The 17,446-nt window shown below is 67.3% G+C and carries 12 protein-coding genes; 8 read left to right on the top strand and 4 right to left on the bottom strand.

What is annotated here, in order from left to right; translation table 11 throughout:
• Positions 1 to 50 precede the first annotated feature (50 nt).
• The 4 genes from H582_RS0115065 to H582_RS0115050 are packed head-to-tail and all read left to right on the top strand — an operon-like array spanning position 51 to position 6,799.
• Positions 51 to 1,535: an extracellular solute-binding protein gene (locus tag H582_RS0115065; protein WP_240479027.1), complete on the top strand. Its 1,485-nt coding sequence runs from the start codon at positions 51 to 53 to the stop codon at positions 1,533 to 1,535.
• A 21-nt stretch (positions 1,536 to 1,556) separates the two neighbouring features.
• Positions 1,557 to 3,401, top strand: a complete 1,845-nt coding sequence (locus H582_RS0115060) for a cache domain-containing sensor histidine kinase (protein ID WP_052333309.1) — start codon at positions 1,557 to 1,559, stop codon at positions 3,399 to 3,401.
• Positions 3,376 to 5,007, top strand: a complete 1,632-nt coding sequence (locus H582_RS0115055) for a response regulator (RefSeq protein WP_028599181.1) — start codon at positions 3,376 to 3,378, stop codon at positions 5,005 to 5,007. Before H582_RS0115060 ends, H582_RS0115055 begins: the two co-directional genes overlap by 26 nt.
• A gap of 19 nt (positions 5,008 to 5,026) precedes the next feature.
• Complete coding sequence (locus H582_RS0115050; protein WP_028599180.1) at positions 5,027 to 6,799, top strand: glycoside hydrolase family 2 protein; 1,773 nt, start codon at positions 5,027 to 5,029, stop codon at positions 6,797 to 6,799.
• Between the two features lie 112 nt (positions 6,800 to 6,911).
• Here H582_RS0115050 and H582_RS0115045 read toward each other — a convergent pair whose 3' ends face one another.
• Positions 6,912 to 8,990, bottom strand: coding sequence for a serine hydrolase domain-containing protein (locus H582_RS0115045; protein WP_028599179.1), 2,079 nt, complete (start codon positions 8,988 to 8,990; stop codon positions 6,912 to 6,914).
• 199 nt (positions 8,991 to 9,189) lie between these two features.
• Positions 9,190 to 11,250 (bottom strand): prenyltransferase/squalene oxidase repeat-containing protein, encoded by a 2,061-nt coding sequence (locus tag H582_RS0115040; RefSeq protein WP_043111407.1) that lies wholly within the window; start codon positions 11,248 to 11,250, stop codon positions 9,190 to 9,192.
• Between the two features lie 122 nt (positions 11,251 to 11,372).
• Between H582_RS0115040 and H582_RS31995 the strand changes: the two genes are divergently transcribed.
• Positions 11,373 to 11,474, top strand: a complete 102-nt coding sequence (locus H582_RS31995; protein WP_028599177.1) for a hypothetical protein — start codon at positions 11,373 to 11,375, stop codon at positions 11,472 to 11,474.
• Between the two features lie 139 nt (positions 11,475 to 11,613).
• Here H582_RS31995 and yhbH read toward each other — a convergent pair whose 3' ends face one another.
• A complete protein-coding gene (gene yhbH / locus H582_RS0115030; RefSeq protein WP_028599176.1) occupies positions 11,614 to 12,759 on the bottom strand; it encodes a sporulation protein YhbH in 1,146 nt (381 codons plus the stop codon).
• 181 nt (positions 12,760 to 12,940) lie between these two features.
• Between yhbH and H582_RS0115025 the strand changes: the two genes are divergently transcribed.
• On the top strand, positions 12,941 to 13,324 hold the full coding sequence (locus H582_RS0115025; RefSeq protein ID WP_028599175.1) for a DUF423 domain-containing protein: 384 nt from the start codon (positions 12,941 to 12,943) through the stop codon (positions 13,322 to 13,324).
• A 113-nt stretch (positions 13,325 to 13,437) separates the two neighbouring features.
• On the opposite strand, the gene H582_RS30195 is transcribed toward H582_RS0115025, so the two are convergent.
• A complete protein-coding gene (locus H582_RS30195; RefSeq protein ID WP_028599174.1) occupies positions 13,438 to 13,905 on the bottom strand; it encodes a hypothetical protein in 468 nt (155 codons plus the stop codon).
• Positions 13,906 to 14,098: 193 nt separating this feature from the next.
• On the opposite strand from H582_RS30195, the gene H582_RS0115015 reads away from it, so the two are divergent.
• Together H582_RS0115015 and H582_RS27820 are read left to right on the top strand one after the other, a co-directional pair.
• Entirely contained in the window at positions 14,099 to 14,686 is a 588-nt protein-coding gene (locus H582_RS0115015) for a biliverdin-producing heme oxygenase (protein WP_028599173.1), read from the top strand.
• A 69-nt stretch (positions 14,687 to 14,755) separates the two neighbouring features.
• Positions 14,756 to 17,284 carry a diguanylate cyclase domain-containing protein gene (locus tag H582_RS27820; protein WP_052333308.1) on the top strand — a complete coding sequence of 843 codons (2,529 nt, stop codon included), beginning with the start codon at positions 14,756 to 14,758 and terminating at the stop codon, positions 17,282 to 17,284.
• The last annotated feature ends 162 nt before the right edge of the window (positions 17,285 to 17,446 follow it).

The following is a 17,446-nucleotide window of genomic DNA, read 5'->3' as shown; positions in this document are numbered from 1 at the left end:
TGCCGGAGGAAACTTAAGGCGACAACGATGAAGCGGCAGGGGGATGGCGCATGAGAAGCGGCGGACAGCTCGGCAGGAGCGGCGGACGGCACGGATGGAAGCGCGAGGGCGGCAGCATGGACTGCGAAGCCGGAAAGGCGCGGCGGAGCGGAGCGCGCGCCGCCGGAGACGGCGGCAGGAGCGCCTGGAAAGGCAGCGGCGGCTGGAGAGGCTGGAAAGGCAGCGGCGGCTGGAGAGGCTGGATCGGCCGGAGAGGCTGGCGGCGGCTCGGATGGGCCGCAGCGGCGGCGGCGCTGCTCGCGGCGGGCTGCTCCGGGGCGGCCGAGCCGCAGCCCGATCCGGGCCCGGCGGTCGAGCCGATCGTGCTCGAGTACTGGACGCCGTTCAGCGGCGGCGACAACATTTTCATGACGGATATCGTGGAAGCGTTCAACTCGGAGCATCCGGACATCCGCGTCGAGCAGATCAACTCGCGGCTGGACGACTACTACTCCCGCCTGCGCACGGCGATTCTCGCCGGCAACGCGCCGGATCTGGCGATCGTGCATGCGACGAACCTGCCGCAGTTCGTGCAGAACGGCTACATCGAGCGGCTGGACGAGCCGGCGGCCGCGGCGGGGCTGGACTGGAGCCAGTTCAACGCCAACATCGTCGAATCGACGCTCTACGAGCAGGCCCACTATGCGGTGCCGCTCGACACGCATGCGCTCGTGCTGTACGCCAACCAGGCGCATCTGCGTCGCGCCGGGCTGCTCGGCGACGACGGCAAGCCGCTGCTGGAGCCGGGCAAGGAGGGCTTCCTCCGCTTCCTGGAGCGGCTCAAGGCGAGCAGTCCGCCCGGCGTCGCTCCGCTCGCGCTGCCGAGCACGCGCATCGACTCCGTATGGCTGTGGTGGAGCCTGTACAACCAGATGGACGGCGGCGGCGCGTTCTACAGCGCGGACGGCGGCAAGGCGGTGTTCGACAATCCGCAGGCGCTCGAGGCGCTGGAGCTCGTCGACAGCCTGTACCGCAAGGAGCTCATCCCGTCCGGCATCAACGACGCGTTCCAGCTGTTCCACGACGGCGACGCGGCGCTGCTCGTCACCGGCATGTGGGGCACGGGCGCGTTCGAGCAGGCGCCGGGACTGGAGCTGTCGGTCGTGCCGTTCCCCGTGCTGTACGACCATGCCGCCGTCTGGGGCGACACGCATACGCTGGCGCTGCCGGCCAAGGCCGGCTTGACGCCGGAGAAGCGGGCGGCGGCGCTGACGTTCGCCAAGTGGGCGGTCGAGCACGGCGACCTGTGGGCCAAGGCCGGCCATGTGCCGAGCTCGAGCCAGGTCGTGGCGAGCGAGGCGTACGCGCGGCTCAAGTTCCGCAGCGACTATGCGGAGGTGGCCAACGACGTCGCCTACTGGCCGCGCCAGGTGAAGCAGTGGAGCATGATCGAGCTGCTCATCAAGGAGTGGGAGCGGATGATCTACCGGCAGCAGACGCCGGCCGAGGCGCTGCGGCGGGCGCAGGCGGCGGTCGACGCGGCGCTGGCCAAGTAGCGGGCGAAGGAGAGAGGCAGCATGAAGGCATTCGGCATCTGGTTCCGCAGCCTCGAGCTCGCGCGCAAGCTCATCCTCATCAACGCCGTGTTCATCGTCCTGCCGCTCGGGCTGATGGGCGGCTTCGCCTTCGCCCGCTTCTCGGAGACGACGGAGGCCAAGGTCGGCGAATCGCAGCTGCAGGCGATCAAGCAGATGACGCTGAACATCGACACCTATATGAACGAGCTGAACCGGCTGACGGTCATGCCGTACCAGTATCCCAAGGTGACGGCGTTCCTGGAGTCCAAGCGGACGCCGGGGCAGCCGCTCACGCTCGAGGAGATCAGCGAGCTCAACAATTTCGTGACGCAGGTGTTCCTGAACGGACGGGTCGACATCCTCGGGGTGTCGCTCTACGGCCGCGACGGCGCCTCCTATGTCGTCCTGCCGGAGAGCCAGTACGTGACGACCTACAAGCTCGACGAAAGCGTCGCCTGGCTCGACCGCTTCGAGGGCCATTACGGCGAGCCGGTATTCGTGCCGACGCATGATGTGCGCTCGACCGGCGGCATCGTCTACCAGGCGTTCTCGATCGCGCGCGAGCTGCGCAGCTTCGACAGCGGCCGCACGCTCGGCCATATCGTCATCGACGTCGACCCCAAGTTCATCCGCGAGATCCTCTCCAAGGTGAAGCTCGACGCGGAGGAGTCGCTGTACATCGCCGACGACGAGGGAAAGCTCGTCATCCGCAAAGGCGGGGGCGGGGCGGCAGCCGCTCCGCTCGACCTCGCCGGAGCGGGAGCGTCGCTTGTCGCCGGAGGCGACGGGCTGAGCCAGGTCGAGGAGCGGGGCCGCGGCCTGCTCGTCTCCCGCTTCAAGTCGGAGGTGACCGGCTGGACGACGGTCGGCGTCGTGCCGCTCGCGAGCCTGATGAAGGACGTCGACACGCTGCGCACGTTCCTGATCCTGTTCGGCACCGTCTGCGTCGGCCTCGCGCTGCTGCTCTACGTGTTCATCGCGTACCGCGTCACGCAGCCGCTGCGCAAGCTGAGCCGGCTCATGCGGGGCGTCGAGCGCGGCGACCTGAGCCAGCGCTTCCCGGCCGAGGGGCGCGACGAGGTCGGCGCGCTCGGCCAGTCGTTCAACGAAATGACGGCGAAGCTGAGCGAGCTCGGCTACCTGCTCTACGAGACGGAGATCCGCGAGAAGGACGCGCAGATCGCCGCGCTGCAGAGCAAGATCAATCCGCATTTCCTCTACAACACGCTCGGCTCGATCAGCATGTATGCGGAGATCGAGGGCAATCGCGAGATCATCACGATGGCCAACAGCCTCAGCCGCCTGCTGCGCTACAGCCTGAGCGGGCGCAAGGAGCGGGTGACCCTCGGCGACGAGCTCGACCATGTGCGCGGCTACATGAGCATCCAGCAGATGCGCTACGAGGAGCGCATCAAGTTCACGCTGGAGGCCGATCCGGCGCTGCTCGGCTGCGAGGTCATCCCGCTGCTCGTGCAGCCGCTCGTCGAGAACGCGATCAACCACGCGATCGACAAGGGCGCCGGCGAAGGCCGGATCGTCCTGAGCGCCGCGGCCGAAGGGCAGACGCTCGTCATCGCCGTCGCCGACGACGGCATCGGCATGACGGGCGAGGCGCTGGAGGCGCTGCGCGAGCATCTGCGGCATACGCGCGAGCTCGGCGGCAGCTCCGGCAACGGACTGCTGGGCGTCCACCGCCGCCTCGTGCTGCACTATGGAGAGGAGTACGGCCTGCAGCTGGAGAGCATGCCGTACCGGGGCTTCCGCGCCGCGCTGCGGCTGCCGCTGCTGCCGCTCGATACCGGAAAGGAGGAGGATTCGGATGCCGAGCATCCTGATCGTCGATGATGAATCGATCTTCCGCAAAGGGCTCCGCAAAATGATCGGCGGCCTCGGCGAGGACTGGACGGTCGCCGGGGAAGCCTGCGACGGCCATGAGGCGCTGGACCGGCTCGAGGAGCTGGCGCCGGACGTGCTGCTGACGGACATCCGCATGCCGCGGATGGACGGCATCCAGCTGCAGCGGCTCGCCGCCAGCCGCCAGCCCGGCCTGCTGACCGTCGTCGTCAGCGGCTACGACGACTTCTCCTACGCGCAGCAGTCGATGCGCCAAGGGGCCAGGGACTACCTGATGAAGCCGATCGAGCGCGAGGAGCTGGCGCGCGTGCTCGGCCGGCTCGGGGAGGAGCTGCGGACGCGGCGCAGCGCCGAGCGCCGGGCGGAGGCCGGCTGGAAGGCGCAGCCGGAGGTGCGCCGCCATCTCGCCGGCCATCTGGCCGAGGCGCTGCTGGCGGGCCGGATCGGGCCCGGCGAGCTGGAGCTGCTGGAGCAGATGGGCGCGAGCTTCCGCCACCCGTACTTCGTCTGCCTCGTCATCAACCTCGACAAGCATTCGGTCGGCGAGGAGCGCTACCGCAGCGGCGATCCGTCGCTGTTCCAGCTGTACATCCAGCAGTTCGCCCAGGAAATGCTCGACCGCCATGCGGAAGGCATCAGCTTCGTGCTGTCGGAGACGAAGGTCGTCGCGCTCGTGAACCGGCCGACGCCGGAGCCGCTGCGCTCCGGCGCGGACTCGCTGGCGGAGATGATCCGCCGCCAGATCTCGTCGCTGTCGCGGCTGACGGTGACGATCGGCGTCAGCGCGCCGGCCGAGGGGCTGGGCGGCATCCCGCGCGCCTACGGCGAGGCGGAGATCGCCCTGCTGCACCGCCTGATCGCGGGCGGCGACTGCGTGCTCGACTACGCCGAGGTCGGCGGCCGCGGCTCGGCTGCCGGCGAGGCGGCCCGGCGCTCGGCCGACCGGCTGGAGCAGGCGGTGCTGGAGGGAGCGCCGGAGCGCATTGCCGCCGAGGCGGCCCTCTGGGTCGGCGAGCTGTGCGAGGCGGCCCGCTCGCCGGAGGCGATCCACCAGCAGCTGTGCAAGCTGCTGCTGCGCTACTACGAGCTCGCGGAGGAGCTCGGGGCGTCGTCCGCCTGGCTCGGCGGCCAGGACATCGGCAAGCGGCTCGCGGAGGTATGCGCGATCAGCTCGCGCGAGGAGCTGTCCGAGCGGCTGCAGGAGCTGCTCGTCCGGCTCGCGGCGGCGATCGCGCAGGCGCGGGCGCTGCAGGAGCGCGATCCGGTGGCGGCTGCGGCGCGCTACATCGCCGAGCATTACCGGGAGCCGCTGACGCTGCGCGACGTGGCGGAGGCGGTGTACCTGAATCCGGCCTATTTCAGCAATCTGTTCAAGCAGCGCACCGGCGAGACGTTCGTCGAGCATTTGACCGGACTGCGGCTGCGCGAGGCCGAGCGCCGTCTGGCGCTCACCTCCGACAAGATCCAGGCGATCGCCGAGGAGACGGGCTTCGCCCATGTGAGGCATTTCAACCGGGTGTTCAAGAGCCGGACCGGCGCATCGCCGAAGGAATATCGGGAACGCATGAGAGGGAGCGCCGAGGCGCGCTCCCGCTAACACGAGGAGGATTCGCAACATGGCAGAACAACCGCGCGCGGAGCATCCGCGGCCGCAGTTTTACCGCGAGGCATGGATCAATCTGAACGGGGAATGGGAGTTCCAGTTCGACGACGACGGCGAGGGCGAGAGCCTCGGCTGGCAGCGGGGAGAGACGGAGCTCGGGCGGCGCATCGTCGTGCCGTTCGCGCCGCAGAGCAAGCTCAGCGGCATCGCCGAGCCGGGCTTCCACGACATCGTCTGGTACCGGCGGGAGCTGGAGCTGCCGGAGGCGTTCGCCGGCAAGCGCATCCTGCTGCACTTCGGCGCCGTCGACTACGAGGCGAGCGTCTGGGTGAACGGCGCGCTCGTCGTCCGGCACGAGGGCGGCCATACGCCGTTCCGCGCGGACATCACGGACGCGCTGCGGGCGGCGGGAGACGGGCCGCAGCGGCTCGTCGTGCGGGCGGCCGACTACAGCCGGGACGTGACGCTGCCGCGCGGCAAGCAGTATTGGAAGGAAGACTCGGCCAGCATCTTCTACACCCGCACGACCGGCATCTGGCAGACGGTATGGCTGGAGGCCGTCGAGGCGACGCGGCTCGACCGAATCAAGCTGACGCCCGACATCGACGCCGACCGCATCGAGCTGCGCTCCTGGGTGAAAGGTCCGCTGCCGGACGGGCTGACGCTGCGCGCCGACATCTCGTTCGAGGGCGAGCCGGTGGCGAGCGACACGTTCTCCGTGCGGCGGGGCGAGGAGTCGCGCGCCATCGCGCTCGGCGACTTCAGCGACCACGGCCTCGGCCGCTGGTGGTCGCCGGAGAAGCCGCAGCTGTACGATGTCGCGCTGCGGCTCGTGGACGGCGACGGTAAGACGCTCGACGAGGTGCAGAGCTATTTCGGCATGCGCAAGATTTCCGTGGAGAGCGGGCGGCTGTGTCTGAACAACCGGCCGTACTTCATGCGGCTCGTGCTCGACCAGGGCTACTTCCCGGACGGCAACCTGACGCCGCCGAGTGACGAGGCGATCCGCCGCGACGTCGAGCTGACCAAGGACATGGGCTTCAACGGGGCGCGCAAGCATCAGAAGCTGGAGGACCCGCGCTACCTGTACTGGTGCGACCGGCTCGGCCTGCTCGTGTGGGGCGAGGCGGCCAACGCCTACGCCTACTCCGAGGAGTATGTCGGCCGCTTCACGCGGGAGTGGCAGGAGAGCGTCGAGCGCGACTACAACCATCCGTGCCTCGTCGCCTGGGTGCCGCTCAACGAGAGCTGGGGCGTGCCGAACATCGCCGTCGACAAGCGCCAGCAGCAGCATGCGCTGGCGATGTACCATCTGACCAAGTCGCTCGACGCGACGCGGCCGGTCGTCTCCAACGACGGCTGGGAGATGGTGCGCACCGACCTGTTCAACATCCACGACTACGAGTGGCGGCGGGGCGTGCTCGAGCGGCGGTACGCCACGGCGGAGAGCGCCGTCGCCGCCTCGCCGGCCGGCCGCGTGCTGGCGGTCGACGGCTTCCCGTACGAGGGGCAGCCGATCCTCGTCACCGAGTTCGGCGGCATCGCCTACAAGAAGAGCGACTGGGAGGGCTGGGGCTACTCCGGCGCGTCGAGCGACGAGGACTTCGCCGAGCGGCTGGACAACGTCATCTCGCCGCTGGCCGGCGGCATCGTGCAGGGCTGGTGCTACACGCAGCTGACCGACGTCGAGCAGGAGATCAACGGCCTGCTGACGTACGACCGGCAGCCCAAGCTGCCGCTGGAGACGATCCGCGCGATCGTCGAGGGACGGTACGCGCAGGGCTGAGGCGGGGCAGCGGAAATAGGAAGGCCAAGACAGGACGATGCGAGGGATCTCCCTCTGCATCGTCCTGTTCGGTTTCCATGAAGTTGAATCGGCTTCAGCTTCGCGCGAAGCTTTATTTCTTGCTCAGCGTGATGCCGAACGCCGAGCCGGGCTCGCCCGCGAAGACGACCGTTCCGCCTGCCGGCAGCGCGACGGAGGTCGTGCCGCCGGCGACGCTGCTGCCTGCGGGGAGGCCAGCGGCGTCATACACGGTGAATCCGCCTGCGGCCGGCAGCTTCACCGTCATCGTCTTGCCCGCTGCCGCAGCGGGAATCGTGAACCATCTGGCATGGCCGTCCTGCTTCACCGTCACGGCCGACTGCTTGCCCGGATGCAGCGGCTTGACCGCATCCTCGCTGATATAGCGGATTCCGGCCGATTCCAGGTATTCGGCGCCGGCCTGGCGGTAGAAGCGGTAGGCGGCCAGATCGCGGCCGCCCATGGCGGGAATCTGCAGCCGGCTTGCGGCGCTGTTCGGGCCGGTGATCTGCTTGTCGTTCGCATACCCGCCGAACTCGACGACGCGCCGGATGTCCTGCTTCGGGTTCAGCAGGTAGAGCATCGACGTGTATTTTTCATTGAGCGGGTAGTAGGTCTTGCCTTCCCGTTTCGCCCAGGCCGAGGCCGTCTCCCGGGGAAGCGGATTGCTGGCGAGCTTCTGCATCGTATAGTGGGACAGCGCGGTCTGTCCGAGTCCCGGCACCGAAATGTACTGGCGGACCCAGACATAGGTCTGGCCGTTCGTTTCCTTCACGAGCTCGATCTTGACGGTTCCGGCTTCGTCCATGAACGTTCCGTCTGCCGTATACATATATTTCTCCGCGGGATATTCCGGCGCGTTAGGCAGCGTGACGGACATGCCGTCGCCCTTCAGCTCGACCTTCGCCAGCTGTCCGGACATGCCGTAGTAGCCGGCGAGCTTCTTCATGCCGGCCGGCAGAGGGGCCGGCGCCGGCTTGCCGAACGATTTGTCCGGCTTGATGTCCGGGATTTCTCCTTTTTCCTTCAGCGCCTCCAAAAGAATCTGGTTCGCCAGCAGCTGGGCGGTCGAGCTGCTTCCGCCCGAGGACAGGACGGCCGCCGCCATGTCCTGCTCCGGCAGGACGACGAGCGACGCATGGTAGAACATCGTGTCGCCGCCCTTGGTCAGCGCCTGGATGCCGTAATCGCCGAACGGATACAGGCGGATGCTGTCCCAGCCGAGGCCGTAGTCGATGCTGTTGTCCGCTTCTTCGGGCCACAGCCCCCTCTTGTATTCGGGCTGCTCCATGGCCTCCGCCGCCTCGGCCGAGAGGATGCCCTGCTCCTCGTCCGTAAACAGCTGCGAGAACCGCGCCAGGTCCTCCGCCGTGGAATAGATGCCGCCTGCGCCGAAGATGTTGACCGTTTCATTCGGCAGCTGCCGCGCCATCGCCGGGAAGTACAGCCCCGCCATCCGGGCGGGATCGACCCCGTCCGCAGGCGTCTTCGTATGCTCCATGCCGAGCGGATCGGTGAAATGCTGGTGCACGAAGGCGGTGAAGGCCATGCCGCTCACGCGCTCCACGAGCAGCTCCGCGAGCGTGAAGCCGTCGTTGCAATAGACGGAGAAGGCGCCGGGATCGGCTTTCAGGCTTTGCTCGGCCAGCTGCTGCAGCAATGTATCGTGGGCGTAGGAGTCCGGATCCTCGAACAGAAACACGTTGTTCAGGCTCGAGCCCGGCAGTCCGGAGGAATGGTTCAGCAGCATGCGCGGGGTGATCTGCTTATGCCGCTCGTCCTTCATCGTAAAGTCGGGCATGTACTGGACGAGCGGGACGTCCAGGTCGATCTTCCCCTCGTCGACCAGCTTCATGACGGCTGCTGCGGCGAACATCTTGCTGACCGAGCCGATGCCGTACATCGTGTCCGCGGCCAGCGGAATTTTCCCTTGCTCGTCGTTCTTGCCGTTCTGGCCGGAGACGACGATGCTCCCCTCGTCGATGAGCGCGTACTGGACGCTGACCGTGCCGTACTGCTCGGTGAGCAGCCTTGCCTTGTCCGCGGCGATCCGCTCCAGTCCTTGTCCTTGGGCGGGAGCGGCCCCTTGCGGGGCGGACGGAGCCGCGGAGACGGGCAGCACGGGAGTCGCGACGAGCGCGGCGGCCAGCATCCAGCCGATCCTTTTTTTCATTGAAAATTCCCTCCTTTTGTAAGGCGATCCATCTTTCGTACGCCTGAAGCGCCGGCAAAGTTCAAGATCGGCGATAAAAAGGAGTTTGGTCGCAGCCTCAAGGCTTCTTCTAGGACCTGCCGGCTAGTACAGGTCCGAAGCAGTCCTCGCCCCGAGGCGGGGGCTCGAGCCGGTCCTCCGCCGGGGCGAGATCCCGGTGTCAGCCCTCCGCCGGCATGCCGCCGCCGTAGCGCCGGACATACTGCGCCAGCACGCGCAGCGGCCAGATGTAGCGGCTGCTGCCGTAGTGCAGGTAGACATGCCCCGGCAAGCCGCCGCCGGCGGGATAGCGTCCGCGCCAGTCGTCCGCCTCGAGCAGAGAGCACAGGCAGGCGATGCCGCGCTCGACCGCCTCCCGCGGCGCATGCGGATGGGCGAGCAGCCCCTCCAGCGCCCAGGCGGTTTGGCAAGGCGTGCTGGCGCCGAGCGGCACGTACTTGCCCTCGACGTCGCTGGCGCAGGACTCGCCCCAGCCGCCGTCGCCGTTCTGCACGGAGAGCAGCCATTGCATGCCGCGGTACAGGGCGGATGCCGAGCTCGGCGCCTTGACGGCGAGCAGGCCGGCCAGCGCCGCGCCGGTGCCGTGCACGCGGCAGATGCCCCAGCGTCCGGCCCAGCTGCCGTCGTGGTCCTGCTGCGAGACGATCCATGCGCAGGCCCGGCGCACGGCGTCCGTGGCGGCGGCCGTTTCCGCATCGTCGTCCTCCGCCTGCAGCGCGGCGGCGAGCCAGCCCGGCAGCGGGGCGGAGGCCAGCGCCGCCCACTGGAGCGTGCGCGCGGTCAGGTCGACGGTCGGCGGATCGGTTACGATCTGCGCGCTTTGCTCGAACTGGATCAGCCCGATGAGCGGGCTGCCCGACTCGCGCTCGAACGCCGGCCAGCCGCCGCTGCGGTTTTGCAGCGCCCAGGCCCAGCGGCTGCCGCGCTCCTGCGCGGCCTCGCTCCAGTACGGAGCGCCGCCGCTCTTGCCTGCCGCCCGCTGCAGCAGCAGCAGCGCCGCCGTCGTATCGTCGACATCGGGATAGCGCGTATTGACGGCGCTGAAGCCCCAGCCGCCCGGCTTGACGCCGGGAACGCGGCGCCGCCAGTCGCCGGCCTCGCTCTGCTGCCGGGCGGCGACCCAGCGGGCGGCCCGCTGGATCGCGTTCGCTTCGGGGGGCATGCCGCTTTCCAGGAGGGCATTGGCGATCATGGCCGTATCCCACAGCGCGGAGTCGGCGATCTGCAGATGCGCTCGCTCCGGCTGCGGCGCCGGGCCGGCCGCGGCATGCTCCGGCGGTGCCGATGCCGTTCCCGTGGCCGCCGCCGCCGCGATTTCCACAGCCTCGGCCTCTTCCGGCTCCTGCCAGACGAGCGAGCGGACGCCGTCCAGCGCGCGCCGGATCGTCTCGTCGCCGGGATCGTAGCCGATCGACAGCAGCGCCGCGACCATGAGCATCGTGGCGGTCGAGTACGTGAGCAGCGTGCCGTTCGGCTCGATCCGCTCCAGCAGGTAGCGCTCGGCGCGCTCCAGCGAGGCCGGGTAGAGCGGCGAATGGCCGTCCGCCATCGCCTGCAGCATGCCGGCGAGCGGCTCGGGCAGCAGCGTCGGCAGCGAAAAGCCGCGGTCCTCGCCGGCGATCAGCTCCGTCAGATGCGGCAGCCGGCCCTCGCCGAGGCGGAACGAGCCGGAGCTGAGCATGAGCACCGGCACGAGATGGGCGCGCGCGTGGCCGGACAGGTCGAACAGCGACAGCGGCAGCCAGGAGGGGGCGAGCAGCGCCTCGACCGGCAGCCGCAGCTCCTTGGGCCACGGCAGCTGGCCCGTCATCGCCAGCAGCACCTGCGTCATCATCGCCCGCACGCGGGTCAGGCCGCCCCGCTCGAGAATGAAGCGGCGGGCGTGGACGAGCGCGGGATCGCCGTATTCCAGCGCGCCGCTCGCGAGCAGCGCGTAATACGCCTCCACGCTCGACTCCAGATGGCCTTCGCGCTGATCGGCATGCAGCCGCCAGCCGCCGTCCTCGTGCTGCAGCGAGGCGATGCGCGCGGCGATGCGGCGGATCAGCTCCTCGTCCTGCGGCGGGCGTCCGAGCGCCTGCAGCAGGATGAGCAGGTAGGCGTCGCTCATGACGCCGCTTTCGCATATCATTCTCCAGGCGCCGTCGCCGCTCTGGCTGCGGAGCAGCTCCTGCTGCAGCCTCGAGATGGCGGCCGAGGCGAGGCGGGCCGGGTCGGACATGGCGTTCAGGCCTCCTTTCAAGATCGGATCGTTCCGGCTGCAAGGGCATGGGCATGCGTCCAGAGCAAACGCCCGAACCGGGCATATGCTGGACTATTCAAGGCAAAAGGAGTGAAGCATCCATGTCATATGCTGCAGGAGCCGGGGCAGGCTGGACCAGCACGAGCGTCATCCTCGTCCTTTTCATTCTTCTCGTCATCATCAGCCGCATCTTCCTGGTGTAGCGCCTCGGGGCTGAAGCCCGGCGCGCCGCATCCCGCCAGCCAAAGGGCTGCGCATCTTCCGCGACCTGCATGCAGGTCGCGGAAGGGCGCAGCCCTTTTTCATGCCGGACGCCATCGGCGGACAGGAGGGGCGCCGGGCTCAGCCGGCGGGCTTGGCGAAAAACTTCTTGAGCGCGTCGTACACCTCGCTCTTGTCGCGGATGACGGAGAACAGGAATTTTTTGTCCTGGATATGCTTGTAGGCGGACATGAGCGTGCTGCTGCGGTTGTACTGGTTCACCTCGCCGTAGCCGAACAGGTTCGAGCGCTTCATCAGCTCGTCGATCAGCTTGACGCATTTCTCGTTGTCGGAGGTCAGGTTGTCGCCGTCGGAAAAGTGGAACGGGTAGATGTTCCAGTTCGCGGTCGGATAGCGGCTGTCGATGATGTCGAGCGCCTTCTGATAGGCGGACGAGCAGATCGTGCCGCCGCTCTCGCCGCGCGTGAAGAACTCGTCCTCGGTCACCTCCTTCGCCTCGGTATGGTGGGCGACGAAGACGATCTCCACATGCTCGTACTTGCGCCGCAGGAACTTCGTCATCCAGAAGAAGAAGCTGCGCGCGCAATATTTCTCGAACGAGCCCATCGATCCGCTCGTGTCCATGAGCGCCAGCACGACCGCGTTGGAGTGGGGCTTCATGACCTCCTGCCACGTCTTGTAGCGAAGGTCCTCGGGCGTGATGCCGCCGATGCCCTTGCGTCCGCTGCCCGCGTTGCGGCGCAGGTTCTCGAGCAGCGTCCGCTTCTTGTCGATGTTGCTCATGATGCCCTTCTTGCGGATATCCTGAAAGACGACGTCGGCCGCCTGCACGTTCTCCTTCTGCTTTTGCTCCAGCCGGGGGAGCTCCAGCTCCTCGAACAGCAGATCCTCCAGTTCATCCATCGTGACCTCGGTCTCGAAATAATCCTCGCCCGCCTGGTCGCCCGCGCCCTGGCCCTTGCCGGAGCCCTTGGCCGAGCTCGGATCGACGCCGAGCACGTCGCCGACCTGCGAGTCGCCGTCGCCTTGTCCGACATGCTGCTTCTTGTTGTAGTTGTACACGAACCGGTACTCGTCGATGCTCTTCACCGGCACCTTGACCGTCTCCCTGCCGTTCGACAGGATGATGCTCTCGTCGCTGACGATGTCCTTGAGGTTCTTCTTGATGGCCTCGCGGACCTTCTGCTGATGCCGGGTCTGGTCCTGATAGCCCTTGCGGTGCAGGGACCAGTCCTCGCGCGAGACGATGAACAACGGTTCCGTCATGCCGCTCACCCCGCTTCGTTCGATATTCAGAGTCCGCCGGACCTGTTCTCCAAGTATATTCAGATGGAGGACGATCATGACGGAGCGCCGGGCGGCGCGGACGGGACCGGCGCCGGCGGGTTGTGCTATACTACGGTAGAATCCGTTCCTTCCGGGACGACAGAAGAGGTGAGTCCAACCGATGTTTCCCCGCTACGTCGCCTTCGGCGCCCTTTACGCTCTTGCGGGCGTCGCTCTCGGCGCTTTCGGCGCCCATGGGCTGGAGGCTCATGTGGAGCCGGACCGGCTCGAGATTTTTGAAACGGGCGTGCGCTATCAGATGTACCATGCGATCGGCCTCATCCTGCTCGCCTTCGCCGCGAGCAAGCTCGGCGACCGGAGGCCGCTTCGCCTCGCCGGCCGCCTCATGCAGGCCGGCATCTGGATCTTCTCCGGCAGCCTGTACGTCCTCGTCCTGAGCGGCGTCACCTGGCTCGGCGCGATTACGCCGATCGGAGGCGTCTGCTTCATCGCCGCCTGGGGGATCGCCGCCTGGAGCGCCTGGAGGGCGAGGGGAGAAGGCTGATCTGCCGCATCGGCCCTTTATGCTTTAAAAAAGAAGACCTTGCCTCGGACAAGCATCGAGGCAAGGTCTTTTGAGTTGGGAAAAGGTTCGGGCCGCCAGCCGCCAGCCGGCGGCTACAGCAGGAAGTCGTCGATCTCGCCGATGCCGAACGTGTACACCTGCTTCTCGTCGACATGGTAGACGGTCAGCAGCGAGGACGGCTCGTCCCAGCGCAAGATCCGGCAAGGCACGCTCAGCCGCACGCCTTTGCCGCGGTTGATGCTGAGCCGGACGAGGCGTCCGTCATCGACGCAGCGCCGGATCAGATCGAGCGCGAGATCGCGCAGGCCGTCGGCAGGCTGGCCCGGAGGCGGGACGGGCGCGGCCGGGACGGTCGCGGCGCCGGATGCGGCAGGGGCGTCGGTGTCGGGCAGGAGCGAGAAGCCGATGAGGGTTCCTTTGCCGATCCGGTAGCGGTCGAGCCCCGCCTCGCCGAGGCGCTGCCTGAGCAGCGCCTCGGCCGCATCGCGGGTGCTTGCCTCGACGACCAGATCGGTCTGGAAAGAATAGGTATGGAGTCCTTTTCCATTCTTGATAGCCATAGTTCCTCCGTACTTGATTGAGATAGTTCATTAACTATATCATTGGAATTGTTGAACATATAGTCCTATTTTTCTCGGCATTTCAAGGCGCTCTTTGAATATGGTAGGATGGGTGGATGGACGTTTTTTCTCGCTCCATGCTGGGATGTACGGCAGCGACATTTCCGCCGAGGCGGTTAGGAAGAGGTGGATCATGGGCCAATCGATCATGGAACGGCTTCGCGGCCAGACCGCGGAGGAGCACGAGCGCATGGAGGAGAACCGGTATGCTCGGGCGATCATGGAAGGCACGCTGGATCCTGCGGGATATCGCCGCTATCTGGAGCTGTTCTACGGCTTCATCCAGCCGGCGGAGGAGCGGATCTATCCCGATGCGGAGCTGGAGTCGCTGGGGCTCGAGGCGGCCGTTCGGCAAAAGGCGCCGCTGCTTGAAAGCGATCTCGAGAAGCTGGGGTTGTCGAGGGAGGAGCTCGGCGCCATTCCGCGCTGCGCGGAGCTGCCCGACTTGTCCGATCCGGCGCGCAAGCTCGGCTATCTGTACGTCCTGGAGGGCTCCACTCTCGGCGGACAGATCATTTCCCGCAAGCTGGCGGCCAGCCTCGGGCTGGACGAGGAGCGGGGACTCGCTTATTTCCGCGCCTACGGAGACGATACCCGCAGCCGCTGGCTGGAGATGAGGAGCATCATCGAGCAGGGAGCGGCGGGACGCGAGGAAGAGACGATCGCCGCCGCCAAGGAGACGTTCGCCCTGCTGGAGCGCTGGGTCGCCGCCTCCGCCTGACGGACGCCGCGCGTTCCGCGAATCCAACCGCCGAGGAGGAGAATTCCCATCAAGAAGGAACGAGCAAGCATGGAGGAGGGGACGCTGGACCGGACTCTTCTGGACGAGGGAGAGTACGAGCACGGTGCGCAGATCGACCTGACGAACTGCGACAAGGAGCCGATCCATATTCCCGGCAGCATCCAGCCCCACGGGGCGCTGCTGGCGGTGACGCGGGACGAGCGGCCGCTCATCGTGCAGGCGAGCCGCAGCACGCTGGAGCTGTTCGGCTATCCGGCGGAGGAGCTGATCGGGCAGCCTCTCGAGCGCCTCGTCGGCCAGGACAAGGCGGAGCAGATCGCAAGCACGGATCCGGACGCGACGATGACGGCGGACCTCCATTATGTCGCCGTCCCGGTCTCGCGCGCCGACGGCAGCCGGATGACGTTCACCGGCATCGTCCATGTGAGCGAAGGGCTGCTCATCCTGGAGCTGGAGCCGTGCGAGGAGGAGCTCGGCCCTTCGCTTCACGATTTCCAGTGGATCAATACGTTCTTTTCCCGGATCAAGCAGGCGTCGAGCCGGATCGAGGCGAGCCAGGCGGCAGCCGAGCAGGTCAAGGAGATGCTCGGCTACGACCGCGTCATGATCTACGAGTTCGATGCGGACTGGAACGGCAAGGTCATTGCCGAAGCCAAGGAAGAAGGGCTGGAGCCGTTCCTCGGCCATCACTATCCGGCCTCCGACATTCCGAAGCAGGCGCGCGCGCTGTACTTGCGCAACTGGCTGCGGACGATCGTCGACGTCCGGTACGAGCCCTCGGCCATCGTGCCGACGGTGCAGCCGCTCACCGGCAAGCCGCTCAACCTCAGCCTGTCCTCCCTGCGCAGCGTGTCTCCGCTCCATATCGAATACTTGGGCAACATGGGCGTCGCGGCGACGACGACGATCTCGCTCATCCACGACGGCGAGCTGTGGGGCCTCATCACCTGCCACCACTATTCGCCCAAGTACGTTCCGCATCGGGTGCGGAGCCTGTGCAACTTTCTCGGCGCGTTTTTCTCGAACGAGCTGTACCAGCGCCAGCAGCTGGAGGAGTACGAGCGGACGCTGAGCACCCGCTCCGCCGCGTCCCGGCTCACCGGCCTGTTCGCGGGCGGCAATGCGCTGCGGACGATGCAGAAGGTGGAGCAGAGCCAGCGGCAGCTGCTCGAGCTGCTCGGAGCGAGCGGCGCCGCCGTCTGCTTCCGCGACAAGCTGCAGCTGTTCGGCAGGACGCCGACGGCCTCGCAGGTGCGCGAGCTGGCCGGATGGATGGGAGCGCAGTCGGCCGACTACGCGTACCATACGTCCAGGCTCGGCCAGGAATACGCTCCCGCCGCCGCTTATGCGGACAAGGCGGCGGGAGCGGTGTTCCTCGCGCTGTCGCCCGGCCTGCAGCATTACATCCTCTGGTTCCGTCCGGAGCAGGTGGAGGTCGTCGAGTGGGCGGGAGATCCGGCCAAGGCGGTCATCCAGGCCGATGACGGCTTGCGGCTCTCTCCGCGCAAGTCCTTCGAAAAATGGCGAGAGGTCATCAAGGGCAAGTCGGAGCCGTGGAAGGAATCGGAGCTGAGCGCGCTGCAGGAGCTGAAGTCGATCGTACAGCGCGAGACGGAGCATCAGCTCGTGCAGGCCGAGGAGCAGGCGCTGCAGAACGCCCGCGTGCTTCGCGACAACGAGAACCGCTATCTGCAGCTGATGGAGTACTCTCCGGTTCCGTTCCTGACCGTCACGGGCGGGCGCGTCGTATACGCCAACGGCCAGGCGGCGGAGCTGCTCGGCTGCAAGTCGGCCCGGGAGCTGGAAGGGGCCGGATTCCTCGACTTCTTCGACGAGCAGGGACGAGGCGAGCTCGGGGCGCGGCTGGACAGCCTGGGCGAGAACGTCGCCCTTTTGGACTCGTATCGGGGGACGTTCCTGCCCAAGGGGAGCGGTCCGGTCGAGCTGGATCTGACGCTGGCCTCCGTCATCCACGGCGGAGAGCCGTCCGCGATGGTCATCGCCAAGGAAGTCAAGGCGGAGCCCGAGCAAAAGGAGAATTTCTCCCATATCGCGAGCCAGCTGGAAAGCTATGTGACGAGCGATTCGCTCACCGACCTGCCGAGCCGGCTTACGTTCGAGCGGGATCTGGAAGCCGACTGGGACGAGCCGGAGCGGACCGGCGAGCCGCTGTCGCTGCTGCTCGTCGACATCGACGATTTCCGGTCGTACAACGCGCTGCACGGCTTCCGCGGCGGCGACTTGTGCCTGCAGTGGGTCGCTGACGCTCTCGGCGTCATCTCCAAGCAGCATGGAGCTTATTTGGCCAGAATCACGGGCGATACGTTCGTGCTGAAGCTGCGCGAAGACGAGGAGGCCGCGGCGCGTCTGGCGGAGGAGATCCGCAGCAGCGTGCTGTCGCTGCAGATTCCGCGCGACGGCGCGAGCGGCGGCTTCATCTCCGTCGGCACGGGCGCGGCGACGGCGCGGCCGGCCGACGGCCAAGCCTCCGCGCAGCTGCTGCAGGCGGCGCAGGAGGCGCTGCGGCAGGCGAAGGCCGCCGGCACGGGCCGCGGCGCGAGCGCCTCGCCGCAGTAGGCCGCGGCCGCGATCCGGCAGCGGCGCGCGTTCGCAGCGCGCGGCAGCCAGAGGCTGTGGCGGCGTCGGAGCTGATCGCCGCCGGCGATAGAGTGAAACGAGCGGGGAAGTCCAAGGCGGGCCGACTCGTCGAATCCAAGGCATAAATGTGCCTTGGATTGC

The organism is Paenibacillus pasadenensis DSM 19293, assembly GCF_000422485.1.
Classification (GTDB): Bacteria; Bacillota; Bacilli; order Paenibacillales; family Paenibacillaceae; genus Paenibacillus_O; species Paenibacillus_O pasadenensis.
The sequence above is the reverse complement of the archived record's forward strand: the minus strand, read 5'-3'. Positions and strand labels throughout refer to the sequence as shown.

Bases quoted from the DNA above. Each gene is read 5' to 3' on its own strand.
- H582_RS0115065 (WP_240479027.1), top strand. From the start codon at position 51: ATGAGAAGCGGCGGACAGCTCGGCAGGAGCGGCGGACGGCACGGATGG.
- H582_RS0115060 (WP_052333309.1), top strand. From the start codon at position 1,557: ATGAAGGCATTCGGCATCTGGTTCCGCAGCCTCGAGCTCGCGCGCAAG.
- H582_RS0115055 (WP_028599181.1), top strand. From the start codon at position 3,376: ATGCCGAGCATCCTGATCGTCGATGATGAATCGATCTTCCGCAAAGGG.
- H582_RS0115050 (WP_028599180.1), top strand. From the start codon at position 5,027: ATGGCAGAACAACCGCGCGCGGAGCATCCGCGGCCGCAGTTTTACCGC.
- H582_RS0115045 (WP_028599179.1), bottom strand. From the start codon at position 8,990: ATGAAAAAAAGGATCGGCTGGATGCTGGCCGCCGCGCTCGTCGCGACT.
- H582_RS0115040 (WP_043111407.1), bottom strand. From the start codon at position 11,250: ATGTCCGACCCGGCCCGCCTCGCCTCGGCCGCCATCTCGAGGCTGCAG.
- H582_RS31995 (WP_028599177.1), top strand. From the start codon at position 11,373: ATGTCATATGCTGCAGGAGCCGGGGCAGGCTGGACCAGCACGAGCGTC.
- yhbH (WP_028599176.1), bottom strand. From the start codon at position 12,759: ATGACGGAACCGTTGTTCATCGTCTCGCGCGAGGACTGGTCCCTGCAC.
- H582_RS0115025 (WP_028599175.1), top strand. From the start codon at position 12,941: ATGTTTCCCCGCTACGTCGCCTTCGGCGCCCTTTACGCTCTTGCGGGC.
- H582_RS30195 (WP_028599174.1), bottom strand. From the start codon at position 13,905: ATGGCTATCAAGAATGGAAAAGGACTCCATACCTATTCTTTCCAGACC.
- H582_RS0115015 (WP_028599173.1), top strand. From the start codon at position 14,099: ATGGGCCAATCGATCATGGAACGGCTTCGCGGCCAGACCGCGGAGGAG.
- H582_RS27820 (WP_052333308.1), top strand. From the start codon at position 14,756: ATGGAGGAGGGGACGCTGGACCGGACTCTTCTGGACGAGGGAGAGTAC.